The sequence below is a fragment of the Desulfosporosinus sp. BICA1-9 genome (assembly GCF_000802135.1).
This window is the reverse complement of record NZ_JUEE01000258.1, coordinates 18102-39203: the sequence shown is the minus strand read 5'-3', so window position 1 is coordinate 39203 and position 21102 is coordinate 18102. Positions and strand designations below refer to the sequence as shown.

Here is a 21102-nt window from a genome sequence, read left to right as displayed (position 1 = left end):
AATATGAAGTACAAGACAGTACACTCGGAGGAAGGAGTAGTTGTTGATGGGGGATGCACCTAAGAATTTAAGAGATTCTGTACATCAATGGTATCTGAAAAATGGAGTGGATCATCATCCAAAAATAGCGACGGATAGTGGAATAGCCATTAAACCATTGTATACACCGCTGGAACAATCAGATGCGGAATATCTGGATAAAATCGGGTTGCCCGGGGAGTACCCTTTTACCAGAGGGGTTTATCCCTTAATGTACCGCAGCAAGATATGGACCATGCGCCAGTATTCAGGTTATGCAACAGCCAAAGAAAGCAATGAACGCAATAAATATCTTTATCAGCAAGGAGTCACAGGTTTGAGTGTAGCTTTCGATTTGCCGACGCAAATGGGTTACGATTCGGATGATTCGGAGATCGAGGACGAGGTGGGCAGAGTTGGTGTGGCCATCGACTCCCTAGCGGATATGGAATTGTTATTCAAGGATATTCCCTTAGATCAAATCAGTACCTCTTTTACAATTAATGCCATAACCCCGATCATTTTAGCAATGTATCTCGCAGTGGGTGAGAAACAAGGCGTGCCACGCGCTAAACTGACAGGTACGGTGCAGAATGACATCTTAAAAGAGTATTTTTCCCGCGGAGCCTTTATTTTTCCACCCCGTCCAGCCTTACGGATGATTGCTGACACGTTTGAATTTTGCTCTCAAGAGATGCCCAAGTTTGTACCTGTCAGTGTTTGTGGATACCACATCCGGGAAACTGGGGCAGACGCAGTTCAGGAAATAGCCTATGCCTTCCTGAATGCTATGGCTTATATTGATGAAGCTTTAGCGAGAGGGCTAAAAATTGATGATTTTGCTTCCCGGATTAGTTTTAACTTCTCCGCCCATATGAATTTATTTGAAGAAGTCGCTAAATTCAGAGCTGCTCGGCGGATTTGGGCTAAATTGCTGCGCGAACACTATGCGGCTATGGACCCAAAATCCTGGAAGATGTTGTTCTTTGCTGGTACTAGCGGCAGTACTTATACCGCTCAACAACCTGAGAACAATATTGTGCGTGGCACTATTGAAACTCTGGCTATCGTTCTAGGAGGAGGGCAGGCTTTAACTGTCAATACCAAAGATGAAGGGCATGCCATCCCCTCAGAGAAGGCAACCTTAACCGCCTTACGGACCCAACAAATTGTGGCGGATGAGTCAGGAGTGGCAGATACTGCGGACCCCCTAGGTGGTTCATATTATATCGAAGGTTTGAGTGATGCTATGGAAGAAAACATTCTGGCGGCTATGGCTGAAATCCAAGCGTCTGGAGGAATCGTTAAAGCCATTGAAGAGGGAATGATTCAAAGGAAAATCCTGCAAAAAGCCGTGGAGACAGCGCGTGCCATTGAAAAGGGACAAAAAATCGTGGTTGGAGTTAACAAATATGTCATCCAGGAAGAAAAGCCAGAAGGACTACATGCATGGAAACATGACCAGGTTGAGGAACAAAAGGAATCTTTACGCCAGGTTAAGGCCCAACGAAATACTGAAAATGTCACGAAAACTCTTTCACAATTGCGTTTGACAGCACAAAGCGGCGAGAACATATTTCCTGCAACTTTGGAGGCAGTTCAAAGTTATTGTACTTTAGGAGAGATGTGCAGTGTTCTACGGGAAGTTTTTGGTGAATTCCAAGAACCCACGCAAGTTTTTTAGGGAGGGCTAACGATGCTTGAAAGAAAAAAAACTCTCCGGGTGCTGATTGCTAAGCCCGGCCTGGACGGACACGACCGTGGAGCAAAGGTGATGGCTAAGGCTCTCATGGATGCCGGCATGGAGGTAATTTATACTGGTCTGCATCAGAGAGTGGAAACCATCGTGACTGCTGCTAGTGATGAAGACGTGGATATTTTGGGACTGAGCATATTATCTGGTGCTCATCTCGGCTACACCCGTAAGATTATCGCCGGCCTACGCCAAGCGGGTGCCCAAGATATTAAGGTTCTCATTGGTGGCAATATTCCGGGGCAAGATATACCCCTTTTATTGGAAATGGGTGTAGAAAGAGTGTTTTCAGGTAGTTCACCCCAAGAAGTAATCGACTATATTGATCAATTCATGAACTCTAAGGCTTTAATTGCGGATGGTGCGGGATGAAGTTATTAGAATATCAAGGCAAAGAGTTGTTACAACAATATGGCATTGCAGTGCCGCGGGGACATTTCTGTACATCAGCTGCAGAGGTTGCTGAAGCGTGTGATAAATTGGGCGGTCAGGCTATTTTGAAAGTCCAAATCCCCAGTGGGCGTCGGGGCCTAGGAGGCGGAATTCAGAAAGTCCAAAACGCCCGCGAAGGCTTGGCTGTGGCAGAAAGTATGTTCCAACGAAGCTATTATGATTTTAAGCCGGCGGGTCTTTTAGTCGAAAAGATCCTCACAGTTGAAAAAGAATTGTATTTTAGTATCTTGACGGATACGTCTACCCCGTGGTTTGAACCCCTGATTCTTTTCAGCGAAGCAGGGGGGATGGAAGTGGAAGAGCTGCTCCACAACCGACCGGAGGTCCTACACCAAGAACACGTGGATCCCAGGTACGGTCTGGGAACCTTCCAGCTGCGTCGGATGTTAGCCGATTTAGCTTTGAACGCTGAGGGGAAAGCAGCTTTAAGCCAGATCCTGTCTAAGGCTTGGGAAATTTATTGGCAGTGTGATTTGGAACTCTTAGAAATTAATCCTTTGGCCATTACCACTTCAGGGAAGCTTGTAGCCCTAGATGCCAAGCTGAGTGTGGATAGCAATGCCCATTTTCGTCAGCAGAACTTGCAAGAAGTAGTGTTTGATAGCCGCGAACGACAGGCTAAGGAAGTTGGCTTGTCCTATGTGGAATTGGAGGGCAATATCGGGTTGATTAGCAATGGCGCTGGTTTGACCAAGTTCAGTATGGATGAGATTGTTCGCTTAGGCGGAAAGCCTGCCAATTTCCTGGATACTGGCGAAAGAATTTTGCGCAATGGAATTGCTGATTCTCTAGAAATCTTAGCTCAAAATCCTCAAGTAGAGCGCATTCTGATCAATGTATTTGCTGGCGGACCTCGGTGTGATGTCGTAGCCACAAAAATTGTCGAGGCTGTCCGAGAAGGGCGACATGGTGGAAAGCCCATTTTTGTCTCATTGCGTGGACGGTTGGAAGAGGAAGGAAGTCTGATTCTGCGACAGAACCCACTGGCCGATGTGACTGTCCTGTCTGACTTTGCGTTAGCTGTTAAAGCAGTGGTCACGGGTATGGGAAGGGAAGGGGTTTAAAGTGGCGATCATCCTACAACAAGGTACTAGAGTAATAATTCAAGGAATGACAGGGAATTTTGGTTCCTTTCACTCAGGCGTTATGCTGGCTTACGGTACAAATATTGTAGCAGGGGTTACTCCTGGAAAGGGAGGGAACATTGTCAACAATCTACGGATCTATGATGATGTACTAACCGCCGTTACTGAACATGGAGCAACAATCAGTGGCATATTGGTGCCTGCTCCTTTTGTCAAAGATGCTGTTCTGGAAGCATTAGAGGCCGGGCTAAAGACCCTTATATGTTTGGTAGAAGGTGTACCGGTTAAAGACACCATCTTAATCAAGAAACAGTTAATCGAAAAAAAAGCCCTCATGATTGGTCCCAATAGTCCGGGAATAATCAGTCCGGGCTGTGGGGTAGTAGGTTTTATGCCGGGACATATTTATAAACCCGGTCCGGTAGGAATCGTCGCCCGGAGCGGAACCTTCTCCTACTTAGTGGCGGATGCTTTAACCAAAGCTGGTTTGGGACAGTCCACAGCTTTGGGAATTGGCGGAGATCCTATTTCTGGAGTCAATTATGAGACCGTGTTGACTTTGTTCGAGAATGACCCCCAGACCCAGGTTATTGTCTTAATTGGCGAAATTGGACGAACCAGTGAAGAAGAGGCGGCTCAGTTCATTCGTACTCAAATTAGCAAGCCGGTAGTTGCGATAATTTTGGGTAAAACCGCCCCATTAGGCAAACAAATGGGACACGCCGGGGCCATCATCACTGGAGGAAAGGGCGATTATGCGGCAAAAGTTCTGGCTTTGGCTCAGGCTGGGGTCGAGGTTGCTACGACAATTCAAGGGTTGGTACAAAAGGTCAGTCATTGTCTACGATAAACTATTAAATAAATGGGGTGAAGATGTAGATGAGAATCGGAATCGATGTTGGGGGTACCTTTACAGATTTTGTCTTAGTCGATGATTCGACCGGAAGGACTCTATACGTTAAGGCATCTACTACGCCAGGCGTCTTATGGGAAGGTGTTATGGAGGGTTTGGAGAAGATCTTAAACCTTGCCCAGGTTAGTATGAAGCAGGTGGACTACATAGTTCATGGGACTACGATTGGAACTAATGCGATTATTGAACACAAAGGGGCCAAAACAGGACTAATTACCACGAAAGGTTTCGCCGATGTCTTAGAAATCGGACGTATCCAGCGACCTAGCAATGGCTTATATGATTTTTGGGTCGATAATCCCTTGCCCTTAGTACCTCGTCATCTACGGTTAGAAGTTGAGGAACGAGTCGATGCCCAAGGTCAGATCTTAAGACCTTTAACTGAAGCGGATGCGATTAAGGCTATCTTAGCTCTGAAAAGTGAAGGTGTTGAAGCCATCGCGGTTTCGACCTTGTTTTCATTTTTGAATCCTTTGCATGAACAGCGGATCGGCGTTTTGTGTCATGAATTATTTCCAGAGGCTTATGTATCCCTGTCTTCCGAGATTGCCCCAGAATTTCGCGAATTTGAACGTACCTCAACAACCGTGATGAATGCTTACCTGCAACCGATTATGAATAGATATATTTCTATTCTTCGCAACAAACTGAAGGAAAAATACGGCGAGGTTAATCTGCGCATTATGCAGGCCAGCGGCGGCACAGTCACAGCAGATGCCGCTGAAAAACTAGCCATCGCCACGGTTAATTCTGGTCCTGCCGGTGGAGCCATAGCCGGAGCTTTTATTGGTAATTTAACGGGAGTACAACAAATCATTAATGTAGATATGGGTGGCACAAGTTTTGATATCAGTCTAATTGATGATGGAGTACCTAAAATAAGTTCAGATACTAAATTTGAAGGCTACCCAGTCAAGATCCCCATAATAGCCATTGATGCCCATCGGGGCGGGTGGCGGAAGTATTGCTTAGAGGGACCGTGGTGGGCGATTAACGTTGGACCTCAAAGTGCAGGGGCTAATCCTGGACCAGCCTGTTATGGTAGAGGCGGGGTTAAACCCACAGTGACGGATGCCAACCTTGTTTTAGGCCGCCTCAACCCAGATTATTTCTTAGGTGGAGAAATAACCTTGGATACAGCCAAGGCCCTGCAAGCAATCGAGGAACATTTAGCGGTCCCCCTAGGATTAAGTGTTGAGCAGACTGCCGCCGGGTTGATCAAAATTGTCAACGCAAATATGGCCAAAGGGATCGGTGTAAATTCAGTGGAGAAGGGCTATGATGTGCGGGAGTTTGCACTCGTCGCCTTTGGTGGAGCTGGCGGCTTACATGTCTCGGAGCTGGCCCAAGACTTAGGAATTAAGAAAGTCATTATTCCGGCACTGGCAGGGAATCTTTCGGCCTTAGGTTTACTGGTGGCCGATGCCCGCCATGATTATGTTCGGACGGTAGCCAAAGAAATGACTGAGATCGATTATTCCAGCATTAGAGCATTTTATCGAGATATGGAAAGCAAGGGTGAGATTCAGTTATCTGACGAAGGCTTTAGCAAGGAAAACCAAGAATTGTCATGGTCGATGGATCTCAGGTATATGGGCCAATCCTATGAGTTAAACGTGCCCTTTGAGCGCCGGGAGATTATAGGGTTTGCTGACATCCAAGTTGCCGCAGATAGTTTTCACGAACTTCATAAGCGCTTGTATGCTTTTAGTGACGCGGCAGAAAAGGTACAGCTTATGAATGTCAGGGTTACAGAACTAGGTAAAACACCACCCATTCAGATCTCAGAAGTTAACGATCAGGCTACTACTCTAGAGGGTGCCCTCAAGGGTGAGAGATTGGTGTACTTTGCCGAAAGCGGTTTTGTAAGCACGCAAGTCTATGAAAGAGTCCGTCTGCCCCAGGGGAGCATCATCTATGGTCCAGCTGTGATTGAGGAAAAGATCTCAGCAACAGTCTTGCCGCCTAGAAACAAGTTAATGGTAGACCAGTGGCAGAATCTCATCATTACGGTTGGGGAGGGATTTTAAATGGGCGTAGTTATTGATCAGGTGACCATGCAAGTGGTTCGTTATGCCTTGGAGCAAATTGCTGACGAAATGGGTTATACCCTGGTCCGCACTTCCCGTTCCACGATCATCAAAGAGGTTATGGATATCACCTGTGCCATCTTTGATGCCCAGGGACATACTATAGCACAGGCTCATCATGCTCCAATGCTATTGACAGGCTTTGAAATCACCATGGTAGAGTTAATTAAGCGTTTTCCACCGGGTACCTTACAAGAAGGAGACGTGGTGATTTCCAATGACCCTTATCTGGGCGGTCAACATATCATGGATATTCAAACCATGGCTCCGGTCTTTTTTGGTGGTAATCTAGTCGGCTATGTTGGGGCCATTGCCCATCAGTCAGACATGGGGGGAGCAGCTCCGGGTGGGGTAGCAGGCGGGTTGACGGAAATTTATCAGCAAGGTTTTACCAATTTGAATATCCCTGAAGAGTACGGCGGCTCGGGAATCGATCCTCTGACGGCTTTGATTATAACTGAAGAAATTGCCCGAGGATGTTCAGCGGTAGCCACAAGTTCATCCTGCAACTCACTGGCAACCTATCCCATCTTAATCGGGGGCAATGAAGAACAGAAACAACGGTTTTTGCGTCCTATAGCTGAAGAAGGCTTATATGCTTCCTTTTGTTTAACAGAGCCGGGAGCTGGCTCAGATGTAGCAAGTCTGTCCACAATAGCCCGCAAAGATGGTAATAAGTACATTATTAATGGTCGCAAGCAATTCATAACCAGTGCTAATGTAGCATCGTTTCTGACGGTCTTTTGTCAATCTGGCACCGCTAAGGGGCACAGTACGATCAGTACCTTAGTTTTTGAGAGTAATACTCCGGGGGTGACCATAGGACGCAAGGAAAGAAAAATGGGCTTGCGTGCTTCGACGACTTGTGAAGTAATCTTCGAAGATGTAGAAGTACTGGTTGAAAACCTAATCAGCGGTGAAGGGGCGGGCTTTAAGCTGGCCATGGAAACCTTGAATAAAGCTCGTCCAACCACAGGGGCCATGGCCTTAGGTATAGCTCAAGCTGCCTTAGAAGCCTCGGTAAATTATGCTAAAGAACGTATTCAATTTGGGAAACCCATTGTACAGCAGCAGGCTGTTCAGATGATCTTGGCTGATATGGCGATGAAGGTTGAAACAGCGCGCCTTCTCGTTTACAAGGCAGGTTATCTGATGGCCAAAGGGTTACCTTATACTAAAGAATCAGCCATGAGTAAATGTTATGCTGCCGATATTGCCATGGAAGTAAGCACAGACGCAGTTCAGATATTTAAGCGGGTATGGCTATACAAGAGATTACCCGGTAGAAAAGTATATGCGTGATGCTAAGATCATGCAAATTTATGAAGGAACTAACCAAATTCAGCGCATTGTTATTGCTAAAGAATTGTTACATTGACACGCAATTTGAAGATAAAGGAGAGTTGAAATGAAGACAAGCGAAAAGGTGATCGTTATTGATCCCGATAAATGCGTCGGCTGTCATAGTTGTGAGATGGCTTGTTCAATGCAACATTATGGTAAATGCAGTCCGTTATTATCAAGAATTCGCATTCAGGAATTCCGTGAAGTGAATACCTTTATCCCCATAACCTGTCAGTCTTGTGAAGATGCAACCTGTATGAAGGTATGTCCGATGGGCGCACGGATGCGATTAGCGTCTGGGGCAGTCGTCACGAATGAAGAAGCCTGTATTGGCTGCAGAGCCTGTACTTATTCCTGTTTTATGGGGGCACCGGTTGTAAACCCGGAAAACGGCAAGACAATGACTTGCGATCATTGTGGAGGGATTGAAGAACCCTGGTGTGTACGGGCCTGTACGATGAACGAGGCTTTAAAATTCATGCCTAAATATCAAACATCGAATAACATGGCGAGAAAATTTGCCGCAATTTTAAAAGAAGAGTATAAGTTGCAAGGTAGCAAAGACGAAAAAACTTCAGGATTCAGTTTCGCTTAATTGTGATTATCTACATTTGATGACGACTGCATGGGATGGCCGATTAATAAAGGAGGCTGCTGTGTTATGAATGGATGGATGGGTAGAAGATTACGGGTTGATCTGACTGAAAACAAAACTGTCATTGAAAAGCTATCACCTGAATATCTGAAAAAATGGATCGGCGGTAGAGGGTTGAATTCCGAAGTGCTTTACAGTGAGACCTGGGCTGGTATGGATCCATTTGATCCTGCCAATCCGCTGTGTTTTGGAGTAGGGGCTTTGGTAGGGTCATTTGCCCCTTTATCCGGCAGAACTACAGTCAGTGCTCGTTCACCAATGACCTGCACTAGTAGAGGTTCCGATACTCATGCTCATGGAGATACCAATATGGGCGGGCATTTTGGCCCAGCCGTGAAATATGCAGGCTATGACCAAATTATTATCAAAGGTAAGGCCGACAAGCCGGTATACCTTTGGATTGATGATGATAAAATCGAGATTAGGGATGCCAGCCATCTTTGGGGAATGAAAATTAAAGAAGCTACTACCCGCATTGTGAATGACTTAGGCGATCCAGATATAAAAGTTGCCTTAATCGGTCCTGCCGGAGAAAACTTGGTGCGGTTTGCCTGTATCATTAATACGTATAGTGCCGCAGCCGGTCGAACTGGTATGGGGGCAGTCATGGGATCAAAAAATTTAAAAGCGATTGCCGTTCGGGGGACTAAAGCAATTACCGTGGCTGAGCCGGAAAAGTTTGCTAAAGCATCTTGGGAACTTCGAGAGAAGATCCATAATTCACCTTCAGCTATCAGACGCACAACGCAATAGGGATCAATGCCCATAAGAATGCCTCAACAGGTTATATGCCGGATATTGAAAAAACCTACGGCGGGTATGCCTGGGCTGATAAGTACCTATTTCGGAGAAAAGCGTGTTGGTCTTGCCCGGTAGGGTGCGGTCGCTATACGTATATCAAAGAAGGCAAATATGCCGGATTTAATTGTGGTGGGCCTGAAATGGAAAGCGTTTGTAATTTGGGGCCAAGAATTGACACTAAGGATGTTGACGCAGTCAATGTCATGTGCGGCATGGTTAATGAGTTTGGTATGGATAGTGTTTCCGCAGGGGCTGCCCTTTCCTGGACGATGGAGTGTTTCGAAAAAGGGTATCTCTCAGAAAAAGACACTGGGGGCATTCCCTTCGCCTGGGGTGATTGTGAAACTTCAATGAAGGTATTAGAGATGATTTCCTCTAGGCAGGGATTTGGGGATATTCTGGCCGAGGGCAATATTCGAGCGGCGGAAAAAATGGGCGTTGGCCTGGATGTAGTTCCCCACTGTCGGGGCTTAGAACACATTAGTGTGGATCCCCGAATTACCTTAGGATTTAGCTTAGGATTTAGCTTAGGTTATGCTATGTCCACCAGGGGCTCAGACCATTTAAAGAACTACTCATGTTTAGAGTTTCAGGGTTGCGCCATGTCACGTCCGGATCAGGTTGCCGAAGTACTAGGACCAGAATTAACGACTGAATTCTGGAGTGAGTTCCCAAAAGAGTTGTACACCATGACTACCAAACCGAAATTGTGCACCTGGTCGGAAAAAAATAAATGTGTAGCCGACTTGGTAGGCTGTTGCTGTCAGGCTATCGGTTCCTGGGGTGGTGCCGGAACATGGAAAGAGGCCTATGCACCCTTGTTACGCTTAATTACCGGAACCGATCTTTCAGATGATGAAATATTCTTGACTGCAGAGCGCGTCGTAACTATTGAAAGAGCACATTGGAACAGGGAAGGCAGCGCCCGCCAGGATGATACTCATATTGAACGGTTTTTTGAAGAGGGAGTTGTTGATGGTCCGTATAAAGGGTTTAAACTTGATAGGGCTGAATGGGCTTGGGCCCAATCAGAATACTACAAATATCATAATTGGGATGAAGATGGTTTTATTTCTGCGGATAAGTTACGTGAACTCGGGTTAGAACAAATAATTCCGGATCTGGAAGCAGGACGAACTTTATACAAGTCAGATGTCAATAAGGAGTAAAGATGGTCGAAAAGTAAGGAGTGCAGACATGCATATTGTGATTATAGGCAATGGAATTGCAGGAAATGCTGTCGCTTCTAGCATTCGAAAACATGATCTGCAATGCAAGGTTACGATAATTTCAGAGGAGACTTGTCATTCTTATGATCCTGGTTCGCTTCCTTATTATGTTAGCAATGACGTACCTAGGCAGGCAGTTTTCCTTAGAGGCGGGGAAAATTCTGCCGATCATAAGATCAACCTTCTCTTAGGACATAAAGTAACGGATATTGATACAATTAATAAGAAGTTATATCTGGAGAACCATGCTGAACTAGGGTATGACAAGCTGGTGATTGCTACAGGTGGAAAATCAATCATGCCAAGAATTGAAGGAATTAATAAAGTCGGGGTATTAGGTTGTAAGTCCTTACTAGAGGCTGATCAATTAGCTGCACATCAAGGGAGAAGCGCAGTAATTATCGGTTCAGGGCTGATCGGCATTGAGGTGAGCGAGGCCTTAAGGAAAAAAGGTTATGAGGTTTATCTGGTGGAATTGCTGGCGTGGATCATGCCGAAGGTATTTGACGAAGGCCCTGCCCAATTAATGGCTGAGGGTCTACAGGCCAATGGCATTAGTGTTTTAACCAATGAAAAGGTGTTGCAGATTATTGGTGATACTCACGTCAGTGGAGTAATCACCGATAAACGGAAACTTTCCTGTGACACCGTTGTTCTGGCTACCGGAGTATTACCCTCTAATGAGTTAGCTGTACGTGCCGGGATCTCAATTGGCAAGACCCGGGGGATTAAGGTTAATGATCAGATGATGACGAACGTTCCGGATGTCTATGCCTGCGGAGATTGTGTCGAGGCTAAGGATGCCTTCAGCGGGGAAAGTTCACTCTTCTTATTGCGGCATAACGCTATTGAACAGGCAGCAGTAATCGCCCAAAGCTGTATAGGTATACCGGGGAATTATCGCGGTAGCTGGAATTTTACCAGAGCTCACTATTTTAGTACTCACGGGATATCCCTGGGCAAGACGTTAAGCACTTTCTCTGACCCGGAGAATGCCGAAGTAATTGAAGGATTTTATGGGTCAGATTATTACAGATTGATAATCTATCAGGGCAAGCTGGTCGGAGCGCAGTTAATTGGGCAGAAGCTGACCCAGCAGGCGGGGATATTATTAGGTGCTATGTGGCGTCAAGATGATTTAGCGGACCTGCGGGAAAATTGGAAAACTGTACAGCAATTTAATTCCCCCTATCCCTGGCAGTATCGAATCCTTGGCCGATATATGAATCTAAGTCAAGTGGGAGCCTAAAGGCCAATTTTTGCATTGTAAGAGAAAATTATTGAATAGTCCAGTTGTCGCATAATCGCACCGGTTGTTGTATTAATGCAACAGCCGGTGCGCTTGCGGAGAATGAGTGCCTTCGGCTCTAAAATACAAGTTAGCGTCGCATTTTTGCACCAGATGTTATAGAGAACTCATTGTTTCAGCGACTCTGGAGTTGGCATGATATTTGCATTAAATACGGTTCAAAGAAGTCTGAAAAGTGAATAAACAACAATTATAATGGGGGTGCGATTTTATGAAAAAGCCAGGCGAAGAAAAGTTAAGTTATTTATTTCAACCTGGGAAGATTGGCAAATACACCACGAAAAATAGAGTTAAGTACGGAGCTTGTTGAGTCTCCAATTACAACACCCGTGATGGTGTTATAACTCCCAGGGAACTCGCCCGAGATAAAGTTATTGCGGGAACGGGTTGTGGGATTATTACGAACCAAGGTGCCTATCCAGATCCTTTAGGGGAAGGGAAATCGTATTTTCGTCAAATTGCTTTGTTCGATGATAAGTTTTTGCCCCAATTTGAACAAATCGCGGGTTATATCCATGATAACGGAGCAGTGGCCATTCAGCAGATTTTGCATGCTGGCAGGTATGGGGGAATTGACCTAGGTTATTGTGTCCAACCCTCGGTAGTACCTCAAACCCTACCCCATTTCCGTCAGCCCCGGGAAGTAACTAAAGAACAAATTAAAGCCATGGTAACCCAACATGCAGAAGCAGCTAAACGGGCGATTAAGGCTGGTTTTGACGGCACGGAAATCACTAGTTTTATGGGTTATCTATTAGCGAACTTTAATTCCAAGTTTACTAACCGCAGGACGGATGAATACGGTGGTTCAGTAGAAAACAGGGGTCGCTTCATGCGGGAACTGATCTACGCTATCAAAGAAGCCCAAGGGGATGATCATCCTTTAATCGTCCGCCTCAATGGGGCCGAACTTATGGACGCCCATGGTGGTAACACAGAGGATGAATGTTTTGAACTCATGAAGATAGCCGGTGATGCCGGAGTAGATATGATCAGTGTAACCGTCGGGTGGCAAGAAGCACCGGAATCTTCCATCGGGCGAGATGTTCCTCCCGGTCACTGGAACCGTCTAGCCATCAGGGCCAAAAAACTTTTACCGAATATACCGATAACCTTCGGGGTACGGTTGCCTAATCCAGTGATGGCCAATCAGAACATTGCCGATGGCGAATTCGACTATTGGGAAGTTTGTCGCCCAATGCTTGCCGAGCCGGAACTTTTGCATAAAGCTGCTGAGGATCGCCTGGATGAGGCAAAACATTGCTTAGGCTGTATGAATTGTCTGGCCCGACTATTTAGAGATCTACCTTATCTCTGTACCAATAATCCTGCCTTAGGCCATGAAGTTGAACCGGAATACCATATTACTCCGGCTGTGGTTAAAAAGAAGATTATGATTGTCGGAGCAGGACCGGCAGGGATTGAGTGTGCAATAACCGCAACTAAGCGAGGGCATGATGTTACAATTTATGATAAGGGTGACAGCATTGGTGGTGGTCTTGTAGGCTATGCAGCCTATGACATTGCCAATAAAGAGGACCTCCAAAGCCAAATATCCTATTATAAAACGATGCTCGATAAGTTAGGAATCAAGGTCAATCTCAATACCGATGTAAACCCCAAGCTTATGAGAAGTGTTCTTCATCAATATGATGTCGCAGTGCTTGCCGTGGGAGCTGGAGTTGATATGAGTGCCATCCCGGTACCGGAACAAGAAGGAGTATTGGTATTGGCTGCCGATGTTGCTAGAGGAAAGGTTAAAGTGGGGCAAAAGGTGGTCGTATTAGGGGGAGGCAAGATTGGTTTGACCTTGGCGGAAGGCCTTACCCAGGAGGGTAAAGAAGTCACCATTGTGGAAAAGGAAAAACGTATTGCAGGAGATGTCATCCCCACTTGGAAATGGCGGCATTCCTCTTGGATAGACCAACTGAAAATAAGGACCTTAACTCTTTGTAGACCGCTAAAAATCGGAGCAGGTGGAGTAACTGTCGTCAATGACAAAGGGGAAGAGATTTTTGTCGAGGCAGATACGGTGATTGTTGCCTCACCCAGAAAGCCAAATCAAGAGTTGTTCCAAGAGTTTGAATTTATGGTGGATGAGTTACATGGGATTGGTGATGCCTTAGTTCCCAGGGGACTTTTACAGGCAATTCATGAGGGATATCGCTTAGGCGTACGGATTTAGATGAGAGATACGGGGGTGAGCTATCGTGGTATCAACAGTCTATGAAAAGTTTTTAGATGCTGAAATCTGGCAAGCCATACTTGACCGCAGGCAGGAGATCTTTACTGACATGCTTCCGGGAGCCAGCTTAGGGATATTGCCCAAAAAAGAGTTTGAATCCCCCGTTGGAACCATGTTGATCTGGCGAAGGCAAGCCGATAAAATGGTAGTTGATTACCAATCCTTTACAGGTTTTCAGAATGCCAGTGTAGACCTATTGATGATAGCCGATGATGCAGCCCTAGAGTCCCTGCAGAGTAAAGCAGAGGATAATCCCTTTCATGAAATGAGAGAACAGATTCGCCAGGGCAGTATCCTCTATTATGTAATGAAAAACAAGAATGAACTACTAAACTTAGGCTATGAAGAGTTAGTAGAGGTTTTAGGGATTCCAATTCTGGGGGCTTGTCGTTAACCTTGAAACTGTTGGGGAGAGTTTTGAGTAGGCTTGAAGGAGCAGTGGTAGAAATGATTTTTTTAAATCCAAGTGGGGCCCCGGAACTCGGCTGTAGTGAGTGTAGTTGCCGTTGGTATGACCGTTTAACGAATAGTTGCTATGAGTGTGGTCAGGTAGTTTCTGAGCAAGAAATTGCGGAATATCAGGCAGCTTTGGAATTGTTTTATGCCGAAAGAGGCATTAAACCTTAAATCGCCTAAGGAGGAGTAAGCTTGTCAGAAATAAATGCTGATGTTATCAAGAAGCTGGAAAGAGATTGGCGTTCCATGATTTTCATTTCCCATGATTTTTTCCATCGCTGGAGAATGGTTCTGGAGGAAAAATTTGGAGCAGAGGAAACCGTCGCCTTAGTAGATCGCTTTTGGGAATCAGTTGGAGAGGGAACTGCGGAAAGTTATCTCAAGCGAGGACGAGATACTGCGGACCTAGAACAAATAGTCAATGCCTTTGTGCGAGCTAGTCTTGTCATGGGCGAAAGTGCAAAATCGGTCAAAGAAGGAAATGACGTTCTCCTCATCCATGATAGCTGTCCGTGGGTAGGTTCTTACAAGGATTACGGAGCACCGGGACAATGTCAAGCAGGGTGTGACAAGTGGTTTGAGACGGCGCTAAAGGCAATATCACAGGATTTCACTGTTCAAACAGATAGCTGTATGGCAGCAGGTGAAAGTACCTGTACTAGACGCTATTCTAGAAAGAATAATGGATAATTAGTCAGAGAGATGAAAGCTGGTGTGATTATTAGATCACCCAGCTTTTTTCATCTATAGCTTAAGTGGTTTTACGTAGATACAGTGAATTGACTAATTAAGTATATTCGAAATATTAACCAAAGTATCTCTCTAAGCATCTGCCATTACCAAGCCTAAGAAGCGCGTTATTAAAACTTTGACAATTACGGGATCCCGTAATGAATAAGTAGTCGAGCAAAAACCGAAAGAAAAGCTTGAATCTAGTCTTGTAATATTACGCATCTTGCATTAAAATAAATATAACTAAATACTCGTTTGTTACTGGTGCCCTTCAAAGGGAGAATAGGGAACTGGGTGAGAATCCCGGACGGACCCACCACTGTAAAGAGGAGACTTATGCTTTAACCACTGGGAAACCGGGAAGGTGCATAGAGTCTATGATTCTAAGTCAGGAGACCTGCCAGTAACGTAGTAAGTCATGAATTAAGGTAAAGTTCATGGTCAATTTTCTTATCATGTGGTGAAAAGAAAATTAGACTATGAACTTTTTTATTTACCTTTTTAGAAAAAGGGGGTGAAACATTGGGATACCTTGGTCGAGATGTTGAGGTTGTTTCGATAAATAATGCACAATATTTGGTGGCTTCCTGTGATTCCTGTGGTGCGATTGGTATGAAGGAATTAGATGAATATAAGGTTCCATGGACTATTACAGGAAGGTTAACGACACGGGTGGCTTTGCTGGAAGTCTTATCCACAGGGGCAGTGCCAGAATTAATGACTGTGGCGATTTCTAATGAGCCGTATCCCACAGGAGATGAAATATTAAGGGGGGTGAACGATGAACTAGAATCAGCCGGATTAAAAACTCTACCCATGGCGATCAGCACGGAAAAAAACATGACGACCCAGCAAACTGGGCTCGGAATCAGTGTGATCGGGGTGGCTGAGAAAAACAAGTTGCGTATTGGAACTGCTCAACGAGGGGATGACGTCTATTGTTTAGGGTTTCCTAAAGTCGGATCTGAGCTCAACAATCCAGAGGATCCAGAAATTGTACAAGTGAAAGCTATTCAGGCTCTCTTAGAGATCTCAAGTATTCATGACATAATTCCTGTAGGGTCTAGAGGGATACGATTAGAAGCAGAACTTATTGCCTCCACCATAAACACCCGATTGGACGTTGATTCTGCTTGTCCTCTCGACTTGGATAAATCGGCTGGACCTTCTAGCTGTGTTATATTTTCTTCTTCGTCTTTATTATCACAATCATCACTAATACCACTATCATTTCCAACATCTCTATCATCTACATCATCAAGTACGTTTGATCATCTCCTTTCATCAGAGTTTCCTTTATTGCCTTTAACAAGAATCGGTCATTTATACTAAATTTAAGGAGGAATTGTTTATGAATAATCTAGGTACAGAACAACAGGACATAAAACTCTCCGCTTGGAATGTCAAAAGACTATCGATTATGGCCATTTTTATTGCCTTAAGTGCTGTGGGAGCACTGATTAAGATCCCAAGTCCGGTTGGAACTATTGGTATGGATTCGGCACCCGGATTTTTCGCTGCGCTGGCCTTTGGAGGACTTACAGGGGCGATTGTTATTGCTTTTGGGCATTTGCTGACGGCAGCCGTTGTCGGATTCCCGATGACGATTCCAATCCATTTATATATTGCTTTACAAATGGCTTTATGGGCTGTAGCCTATCGCTGGGTAAATGAGAAGCTCGGTCTGATTCCGGCTGTTATCGTTGGAATTATCCTGAATGGAGTTGTATCATCCTTTGCCATGCTGCCGTTGATGGGTATGGGAGGGGTAATGGGCTTGATGCCTTTTCTCGTCGTCGGGGCAGCTCTCAACGTTATTATTTCGGCAGTAGCCTACAAAGCAATTAAGGGAAGTCGACTCATTTAGGTGATGAGGTGAAACCGTGGAAACCGTAGAAGCTGTAGGAACCCTAGAAACCGTGGAAACCGTAAAACCCGGTAAAAATGCTATTGAACTCAATAATGTTTCTTATTGTTATCCGAACGCCCAAGAACTCAGTTTGAAAAACATCAGCTTGACCGTGAAAAAAGGGAAATTTATCGTCTTAATGGGATCCACAGGAGCGGGAAAAACAACCTTGAGTTTGTGTCTAAACGGTCTAATTCCCCAGCTCCTGGAAGGAAAATTAACAGGACAGGTGAGCGTAGCTGGCAAGAATGTAGGGAAAACTGCAGTTCAGTCGATGTCCAAAGTTCTTGGGCTGGTCTTACAAGATCCAGAGACCCAAATTATCGGTCGAACGGTTGAGGAAGACACAGCATTTGGCCCCCGCAATTTTTTAGTTCCCTTCGATGAGATTAATCTGAGGGTCGATCAAAGCTTAGAAAAAGTCCGCCTCAAAGGGTATAACCAGCGCATATCTGAGGAACTTTCAGGTGGAGAAAAACAACGCTTGGCAATTGCGGGTGTGCTCGTGATGGAACCTGAAATTTTGGTGCTGGATGAACCAACTTCAGAACTCGACCCGATAGGACGATCAGAAATCTATCAAACGTTGGATGATCTACGACGGAAAAGGGATTTGACCATTTTGTTAGTTGAACACTCCAGCGAAGAACTGATTCACAAGGCCGATGAGGTCTTGGTACTTAAGCAAGGGGAAGTCGTCTGGAAGGGACTACCGACTGAACTCTTTCGCAATCTTCCCCTCTTGAGTCAGTTGGGGATAAAGCCGTTACCCGTCAGTCAGCTCGGCTGGGATTTCTACGAGAAGGGCTGGATTACCTTTGCAGAAATCCCTTTGGATATCCCATCAGCGGCAAACATAATTAGAGCGTTGTTACCTAAATACGGACATTGGCACAAACATGGGCATGTGCCAGTTCAAGAAGAGATAAAGAATCACCTGTTTAAGCAGGAACCATATTTGTTAGAAGCAGAAATCGCAGTTCAAGTCAGCGATCTATTTTACCAGTACAATTCAAGCCAGCCCGCTTTGCGAGGAATTAATCTGACGATTAAAACTGGCGAGTTCGTGGCCTTGATCGGGCAAAACGGTGCTGGAAAAACAACTTTAGCCAAACATTTTAATGGACTTTTAAAACCAACTCGTGGAGAGATTATCGTTGAGGGAATGAATACTTTACAATATGATTCGTCTGATTTATCAAAAACCATCGGCTACGTCTTTCAAAATCCCGATCATCAAATTTTTTCCGCTACTGTCGAGAAAGAATTAGAATTCGGGCTTAAAAATGCAGGCTACAAAGGTCAGGAAATCAAACAACGAGTGGATGAGGTCCTTCAGTATACTGGGTTAGAAAGATACCGTAGTGTTCATCCGTTTAGTCTGGGTAAAGGAGAACGGCAAATGATTGCCGTAGCTTCAATTCTTGCCTTAAAGCCTAAACTGCTGATCATCGACGAACCGACCACTGGCTCGGACTGGGCAGGTGTTCAGTCAATGATGGCTTTGATATGTAAACTCCACGCTGCAGGGACCACAATTATCATGATTAGCCATGATATGGACTTAGTTGCCCAACATGCCAAGCGGGTTATAGTCATGAAAGAGGGCGGGGTTATGTTAGATGGTACTCCTGAAGATGTTTTTTCTGAGGAACAACTACTCCTCGACTCTGCCATTATTCCACCCCAACTCTGTAGGCTCTCCGCGCATTTGAAGGATATTTTAGGTCATAGAACCTTCATCGAATCACGTGAGTTTATGGCGCTGTTCGAAAGACAGGAGCAGAAGGAATGTTAATTGAGCACTTACCGGGAGACACGTTGATCCATCGTCTGGATGTACGGACTAAAATGTTCGGCTTCTTAGGGTTTATGATTCTTTCGTTTCTATTCCAAGATCCGAAATTTCAAGTCTTGATCGTTTTCTCGACAGGGCTTTTAGCCATTTGGATTAAAATCCCCTTGCGAAAGATCGGAAGAATGCTGGTTCCCTTGATTCCTATCATTATTTCGATTATTCTAATCACAGGATTTACCTTTACGCCTGAGCGCTTTGAACAGGTTTCTAGCCAAACGATCCTCTTTTATGCTCTGCCAGGAGACAGATTAGGGGCTACTTTGGGGGGATTTTTGATGGGCTCTACGTTTATCTTGCGTCTCTTTAGTATGATGATCACTTCTTCTGTCTTGACTTTGACTACGTCCATGGATGACTTCACCCAATTCTTTCATAAGATGAAGGTTCCAGTTGAGGTCGCCATGATGCTGACAACGGCGATACGATTTATTCCGACCCTGGATAAAAAACGCAAGCAAATTTTAGAGGCTCAAAAGGCACGTGGGACAAAATTCAAAGAGAAGGGGATCGTCGGTTCCCTCCAATCCTACCTTCCGATTATGATTCCTTTGTTTATCAATTCGATTATGATGGCCAATTCCCTTTCGATGGCAATGCTCAATCGAGGATATGGTTTGAATCGGAATTGGACATCGATGCGCGAGCTAGCATTTACCCCAAGGGACTATTGGGCCATGGCTTTTGTTGTTATGTTATTGATGTTGGCACTCTTTGTTCGATTTCAACTTCAACTAGGAGTTTTGTAGTTTTTCATAAACTGGCTAGTGTGAAGGTATTCATGTTTAAAGATTAGTTGCAACGAGGCATCACATGGCTTATACTTTCCATCAATAATCAAAGTAAGGAACTTCTAATTAATCAAATTAAGTAATCTCATTGGTGCATAATTTTTATAATAGAAAAATCATTTAAATTCAGTAATATTCAATCAATACGATCCATAAAGAGATAACCTAATACCGTTTTATGTCGTCTTATAACGATTGATACTTAGATTAATTGAAATGTGGGAGAGAAATTATGGCGCGAGAAAAAGATCGACATACTTGGCGCGAAGGATATACTACGGGAAGTTGCGCAGCGGGTGCAGCAAAAGTAGCCTGTCTGCTCCTTAGAGGGGAAAGTTTAGCTGAGCGGGTAGAGATTCCACTACCGAATTCGGCGCGCTTAACAATGCCCATCCATGGCGGCGAATCTGGATATCCAGAAGCGAGGGCAAGCATTCTGAAAAACGGTGGAGACGATGCGGATATTACCCATGGGCTTGAGATTCAGGCGATCGCGCGCTATATTTCCCCTTTAGGAGAGGTTCACATCTGCGGGGGCCAGGGGGTTGGGACCGTCACTAAAAAAGGATTGGCCATCTCGGTTGGGGAAAGCGCCATTAACCCGGTACCAAGGAAGATGATTCTTGAGGCGGTTCGGGAGGTATTCCCAGAAGAGGAACTCGAAATTATGATCGAAGTCCCAGCCGGAGAAACTGTTGCCCTGCGCACTCTTAATCCGAGACTAGGGGTCGTCGGAGGAATTTCAATACTTGGGACAAGTGGAATTGTCCGACCAATGTCCGAGGAGGCGTTTAAAACCTCGATTCTACCGGAGTTGGACCAGGCAGTAGCCTATGGGCATAAAACCATAGTTCTCACTCCAGGGCACTATGGGTATCGAGTGGCGACTGAACGTTTTAAAGTCCCGACTGAAGCAGTGATCCAGATGAGTAACTTTGTTGGCTATCTTTTAGAAGAAGCGGCTTATCGGGGGATTGAACAGGTTATTCTCTTAGGGCACATCGGAAAGCTCATAAAAGTAGCGGGCGGAATTTTCCATACCCATAATCGTGTGGCAGATGCCCGAATGGAAATCTTACTTGCGCATGCAGCGCTAGCAGGGGTTAATCAAGACACCTTAAAACATTTGGCAGACTTTCCAACCACCGAAGGGGCCACCTCAGAACTCTTGCTCCTTGGAGAGCAGAAGTTGCTCCATCATCTGGCACACTTGGCGAGTGATAGAGCTCAGGCGTTCACCTTTGGACGTTTAAGGGTTGGAACGATCATGACCTTGTTAAACGGCCAACCGGTTGGCTGGGATTCGGAAGCTCAAAGGATCGTTGAGGAACAACGTTGGGCGTGGTCAATCGAGCCCTAACTTTTGCTAGATAGACAAACACTTATTGGTCACCATTAATGTAACTCCATGAGTGTGTTAACTCTAAAAAACACCTTTTCTCAGTAAAAGGTGTTTTTTCGCAT

Annotated in this window: 20 protein-coding genes and 1 riboswitch; all 20 genes read left to right on the top strand. The window is 45.1% G+C overall.

Annotated elements, in window-relative coordinates:
• Positions 1-46: 46 nt before the first annotated feature.
• The 20 genes from JL57_RS32150 (at position 47) to cbiD (ending at position 20998) form a co-directional block, all read left to right on the top strand.
• Positions 47-1702 carry a methylmalonyl-CoA mutase gene (locus JL57_RS32150; RefSeq protein ID WP_034145935.1) on the top strand — a complete coding sequence of 552 codons (1656 nt, stop codon included), beginning with the start codon at positions 47-49 and terminating at the stop codon, positions 1700-1702.
• Positions 1703-1714: 12 nt separating this feature from the next.
• On the top strand, positions 1715-2143 hold the full coding sequence (locus tag JL57_RS32145; RefSeq protein ID WP_034145934.1) for a cobalamin B12-binding domain-containing protein: 429 nt from the start codon (positions 1715-1717) through the stop codon (positions 2141-2143).
• Complete coding sequence (locus tag JL57_RS32140) at positions 2140-3288, top strand: ATP-grasp domain-containing protein (protein WP_291300847.1); 1149 nt, start codon at positions 2140-2142, stop codon at positions 3286-3288. The genes JL57_RS32145 and JL57_RS32140 overlap by 4 nt, the downstream gene beginning before the upstream one ends.
• A 1-nt stretch (position 3289) precedes the next feature.
• Positions 3290-4159, top strand: coding sequence for a succinate--CoA ligase subunit alpha (gene sucD, locus JL57_RS32135; protein WP_034145933.1), 870 nt, complete (start codon positions 3290-3292; stop codon positions 4157-4159).
• Positions 4160-4188: 29 nt separating this feature from the next.
• On the top strand, positions 4189-6252 hold the full coding sequence (locus JL57_RS32130; protein ID WP_291300846.1) for a hydantoinase/oxoprolinase family protein: 2064 nt from the start codon (positions 4189-4191) through the stop codon (positions 6250-6252).
• A complete protein-coding gene (locus tag JL57_RS32125) occupies positions 6253-7614 on the top strand; it encodes a hydantoinase B/oxoprolinase family protein (RefSeq protein ID WP_291300845.1) in 1362 nt (453 codons plus the stop codon).
• Positions 7607-7690 carry an acyl-CoA dehydrogenase family protein gene (locus JL57_RS36760; protein ID WP_366557146.1) on the top strand — a complete coding sequence of 28 codons (84 nt, stop codon included), beginning with the start codon at positions 7607-7609 and terminating at the stop codon, positions 7688-7690. The genes JL57_RS32125 and JL57_RS36760 overlap by 8 nt, the downstream gene beginning before the upstream one ends.
• Before the next feature lie 30 nt (positions 7691-7720).
• Positions 7721-8251, top strand: a complete 531-nt coding sequence (locus JL57_RS32120) for a 4Fe-4S dicluster domain-containing protein (RefSeq protein ID WP_291300844.1) — start codon at positions 7721-7723, stop codon at positions 8249-8251.
• Between the two features lie 66 nt (positions 8252-8317).
• Positions 8318-9064, top strand: coding sequence for an aldehyde ferredoxin oxidoreductase N-terminal domain-containing protein (locus tag JL57_RS32115; RefSeq protein WP_291300843.1), 747 nt, complete (start codon positions 8318-8320; stop codon positions 9062-9064).
• A gap of 35 nt (positions 9065-9099) precedes the next feature.
• On the top strand, positions 9100-10281 hold the full coding sequence (locus tag JL57_RS32110) for an aldehyde ferredoxin oxidoreductase C-terminal domain-containing protein (protein ID WP_034145932.1): 1182 nt from the start codon (positions 9100-9102) through the stop codon (positions 10279-10281).
• 28 nt (positions 10282-10309) lie between these two features.
• Positions 10310-11590, top strand: coding sequence for an NAD(P)/FAD-dependent oxidoreductase (locus JL57_RS32105; RefSeq protein WP_034145931.1), 1281 nt, complete (start codon positions 10310-10312; stop codon positions 11588-11590).
• Positions 11591-11990: 400 nt separating this feature from the next.
• On the top strand, positions 11991-13835 hold the full coding sequence (locus JL57_RS32100) for an FAD-dependent oxidoreductase (RefSeq protein ID WP_366557145.1): 1845 nt from the start codon (positions 11991-11993) through the stop codon (positions 13833-13835).
• Between the two features lie 25 nt (positions 13836-13860).
• A complete protein-coding gene (locus tag JL57_RS32095; RefSeq protein ID WP_034145930.1) occupies positions 13861-14289 on the top strand; it encodes a hypothetical protein in 429 nt (142 codons plus the stop codon).
• Positions 14290-14312: 23 nt separating this feature from the next.
• Entirely contained in the window at positions 14313-14522 is a 210-nt protein-coding gene (locus tag JL57_RS32090) for a hypothetical protein (RefSeq protein ID WP_291300842.1), read from the top strand.
• 21 nt (positions 14523-14543) lie between these two features.
• Positions 14544-15041, top strand: coding sequence for an L-2-amino-thiazoline-4-carboxylic acid hydrolase (locus tag JL57_RS32085; protein WP_034145929.1), 498 nt, complete (start codon positions 14544-14546; stop codon positions 15039-15041).
• A 287-nt stretch (positions 15042-15328) separates the two neighbouring features.
• A riboswitch (cobalamin riboswitch) is annotated at positions 15329-15503 on the top strand.
• Between the two features lie 102 nt (positions 15504-15605).
• Entirely contained in the window at positions 15606-16415 is an 810-nt protein-coding gene (locus JL57_RS32080) for a hypothetical protein (RefSeq protein ID WP_045691358.1), read from the top strand.
• A gap of 19 nt (positions 16416-16434) precedes the next feature.
• Complete coding sequence (locus JL57_RS32075) at positions 16435-16950, top strand: ECF transporter S component (protein WP_034145928.1); 516 nt, start codon at positions 16435-16437, stop codon at positions 16948-16950.
• 16 nt (positions 16951-16966) lie between these two features.
• Complete coding sequence (locus JL57_RS32070; protein WP_291300841.1) at positions 16967-18790, top strand: ABC transporter ATP-binding protein; 1824 nt, start codon at positions 16967-16969, stop codon at positions 18788-18790.
• Positions 18784-19596 (top strand): energy-coupling factor transporter transmembrane protein EcfT, encoded by an 813-nt coding sequence (locus JL57_RS32065; RefSeq protein ID WP_034145927.1) that lies wholly within the window; start codon positions 18784-18786, stop codon positions 19594-19596. Before JL57_RS32070 ends, JL57_RS32065 begins: the two co-directional genes overlap by 7 nt.
• A 274-nt stretch (positions 19597-19870) precedes the next feature.
• Positions 19871-20998: a cobalt-precorrin-5B (C(1))-methyltransferase CbiD gene (gene cbiD / locus JL57_RS32060; protein ID WP_034145926.1), complete on the top strand. Its 1128-nt coding sequence runs from the start codon at positions 19871-19873 to the stop codon at positions 20996-20998.
• Positions 20999-21102 lie beyond the last annotated feature (104 nt).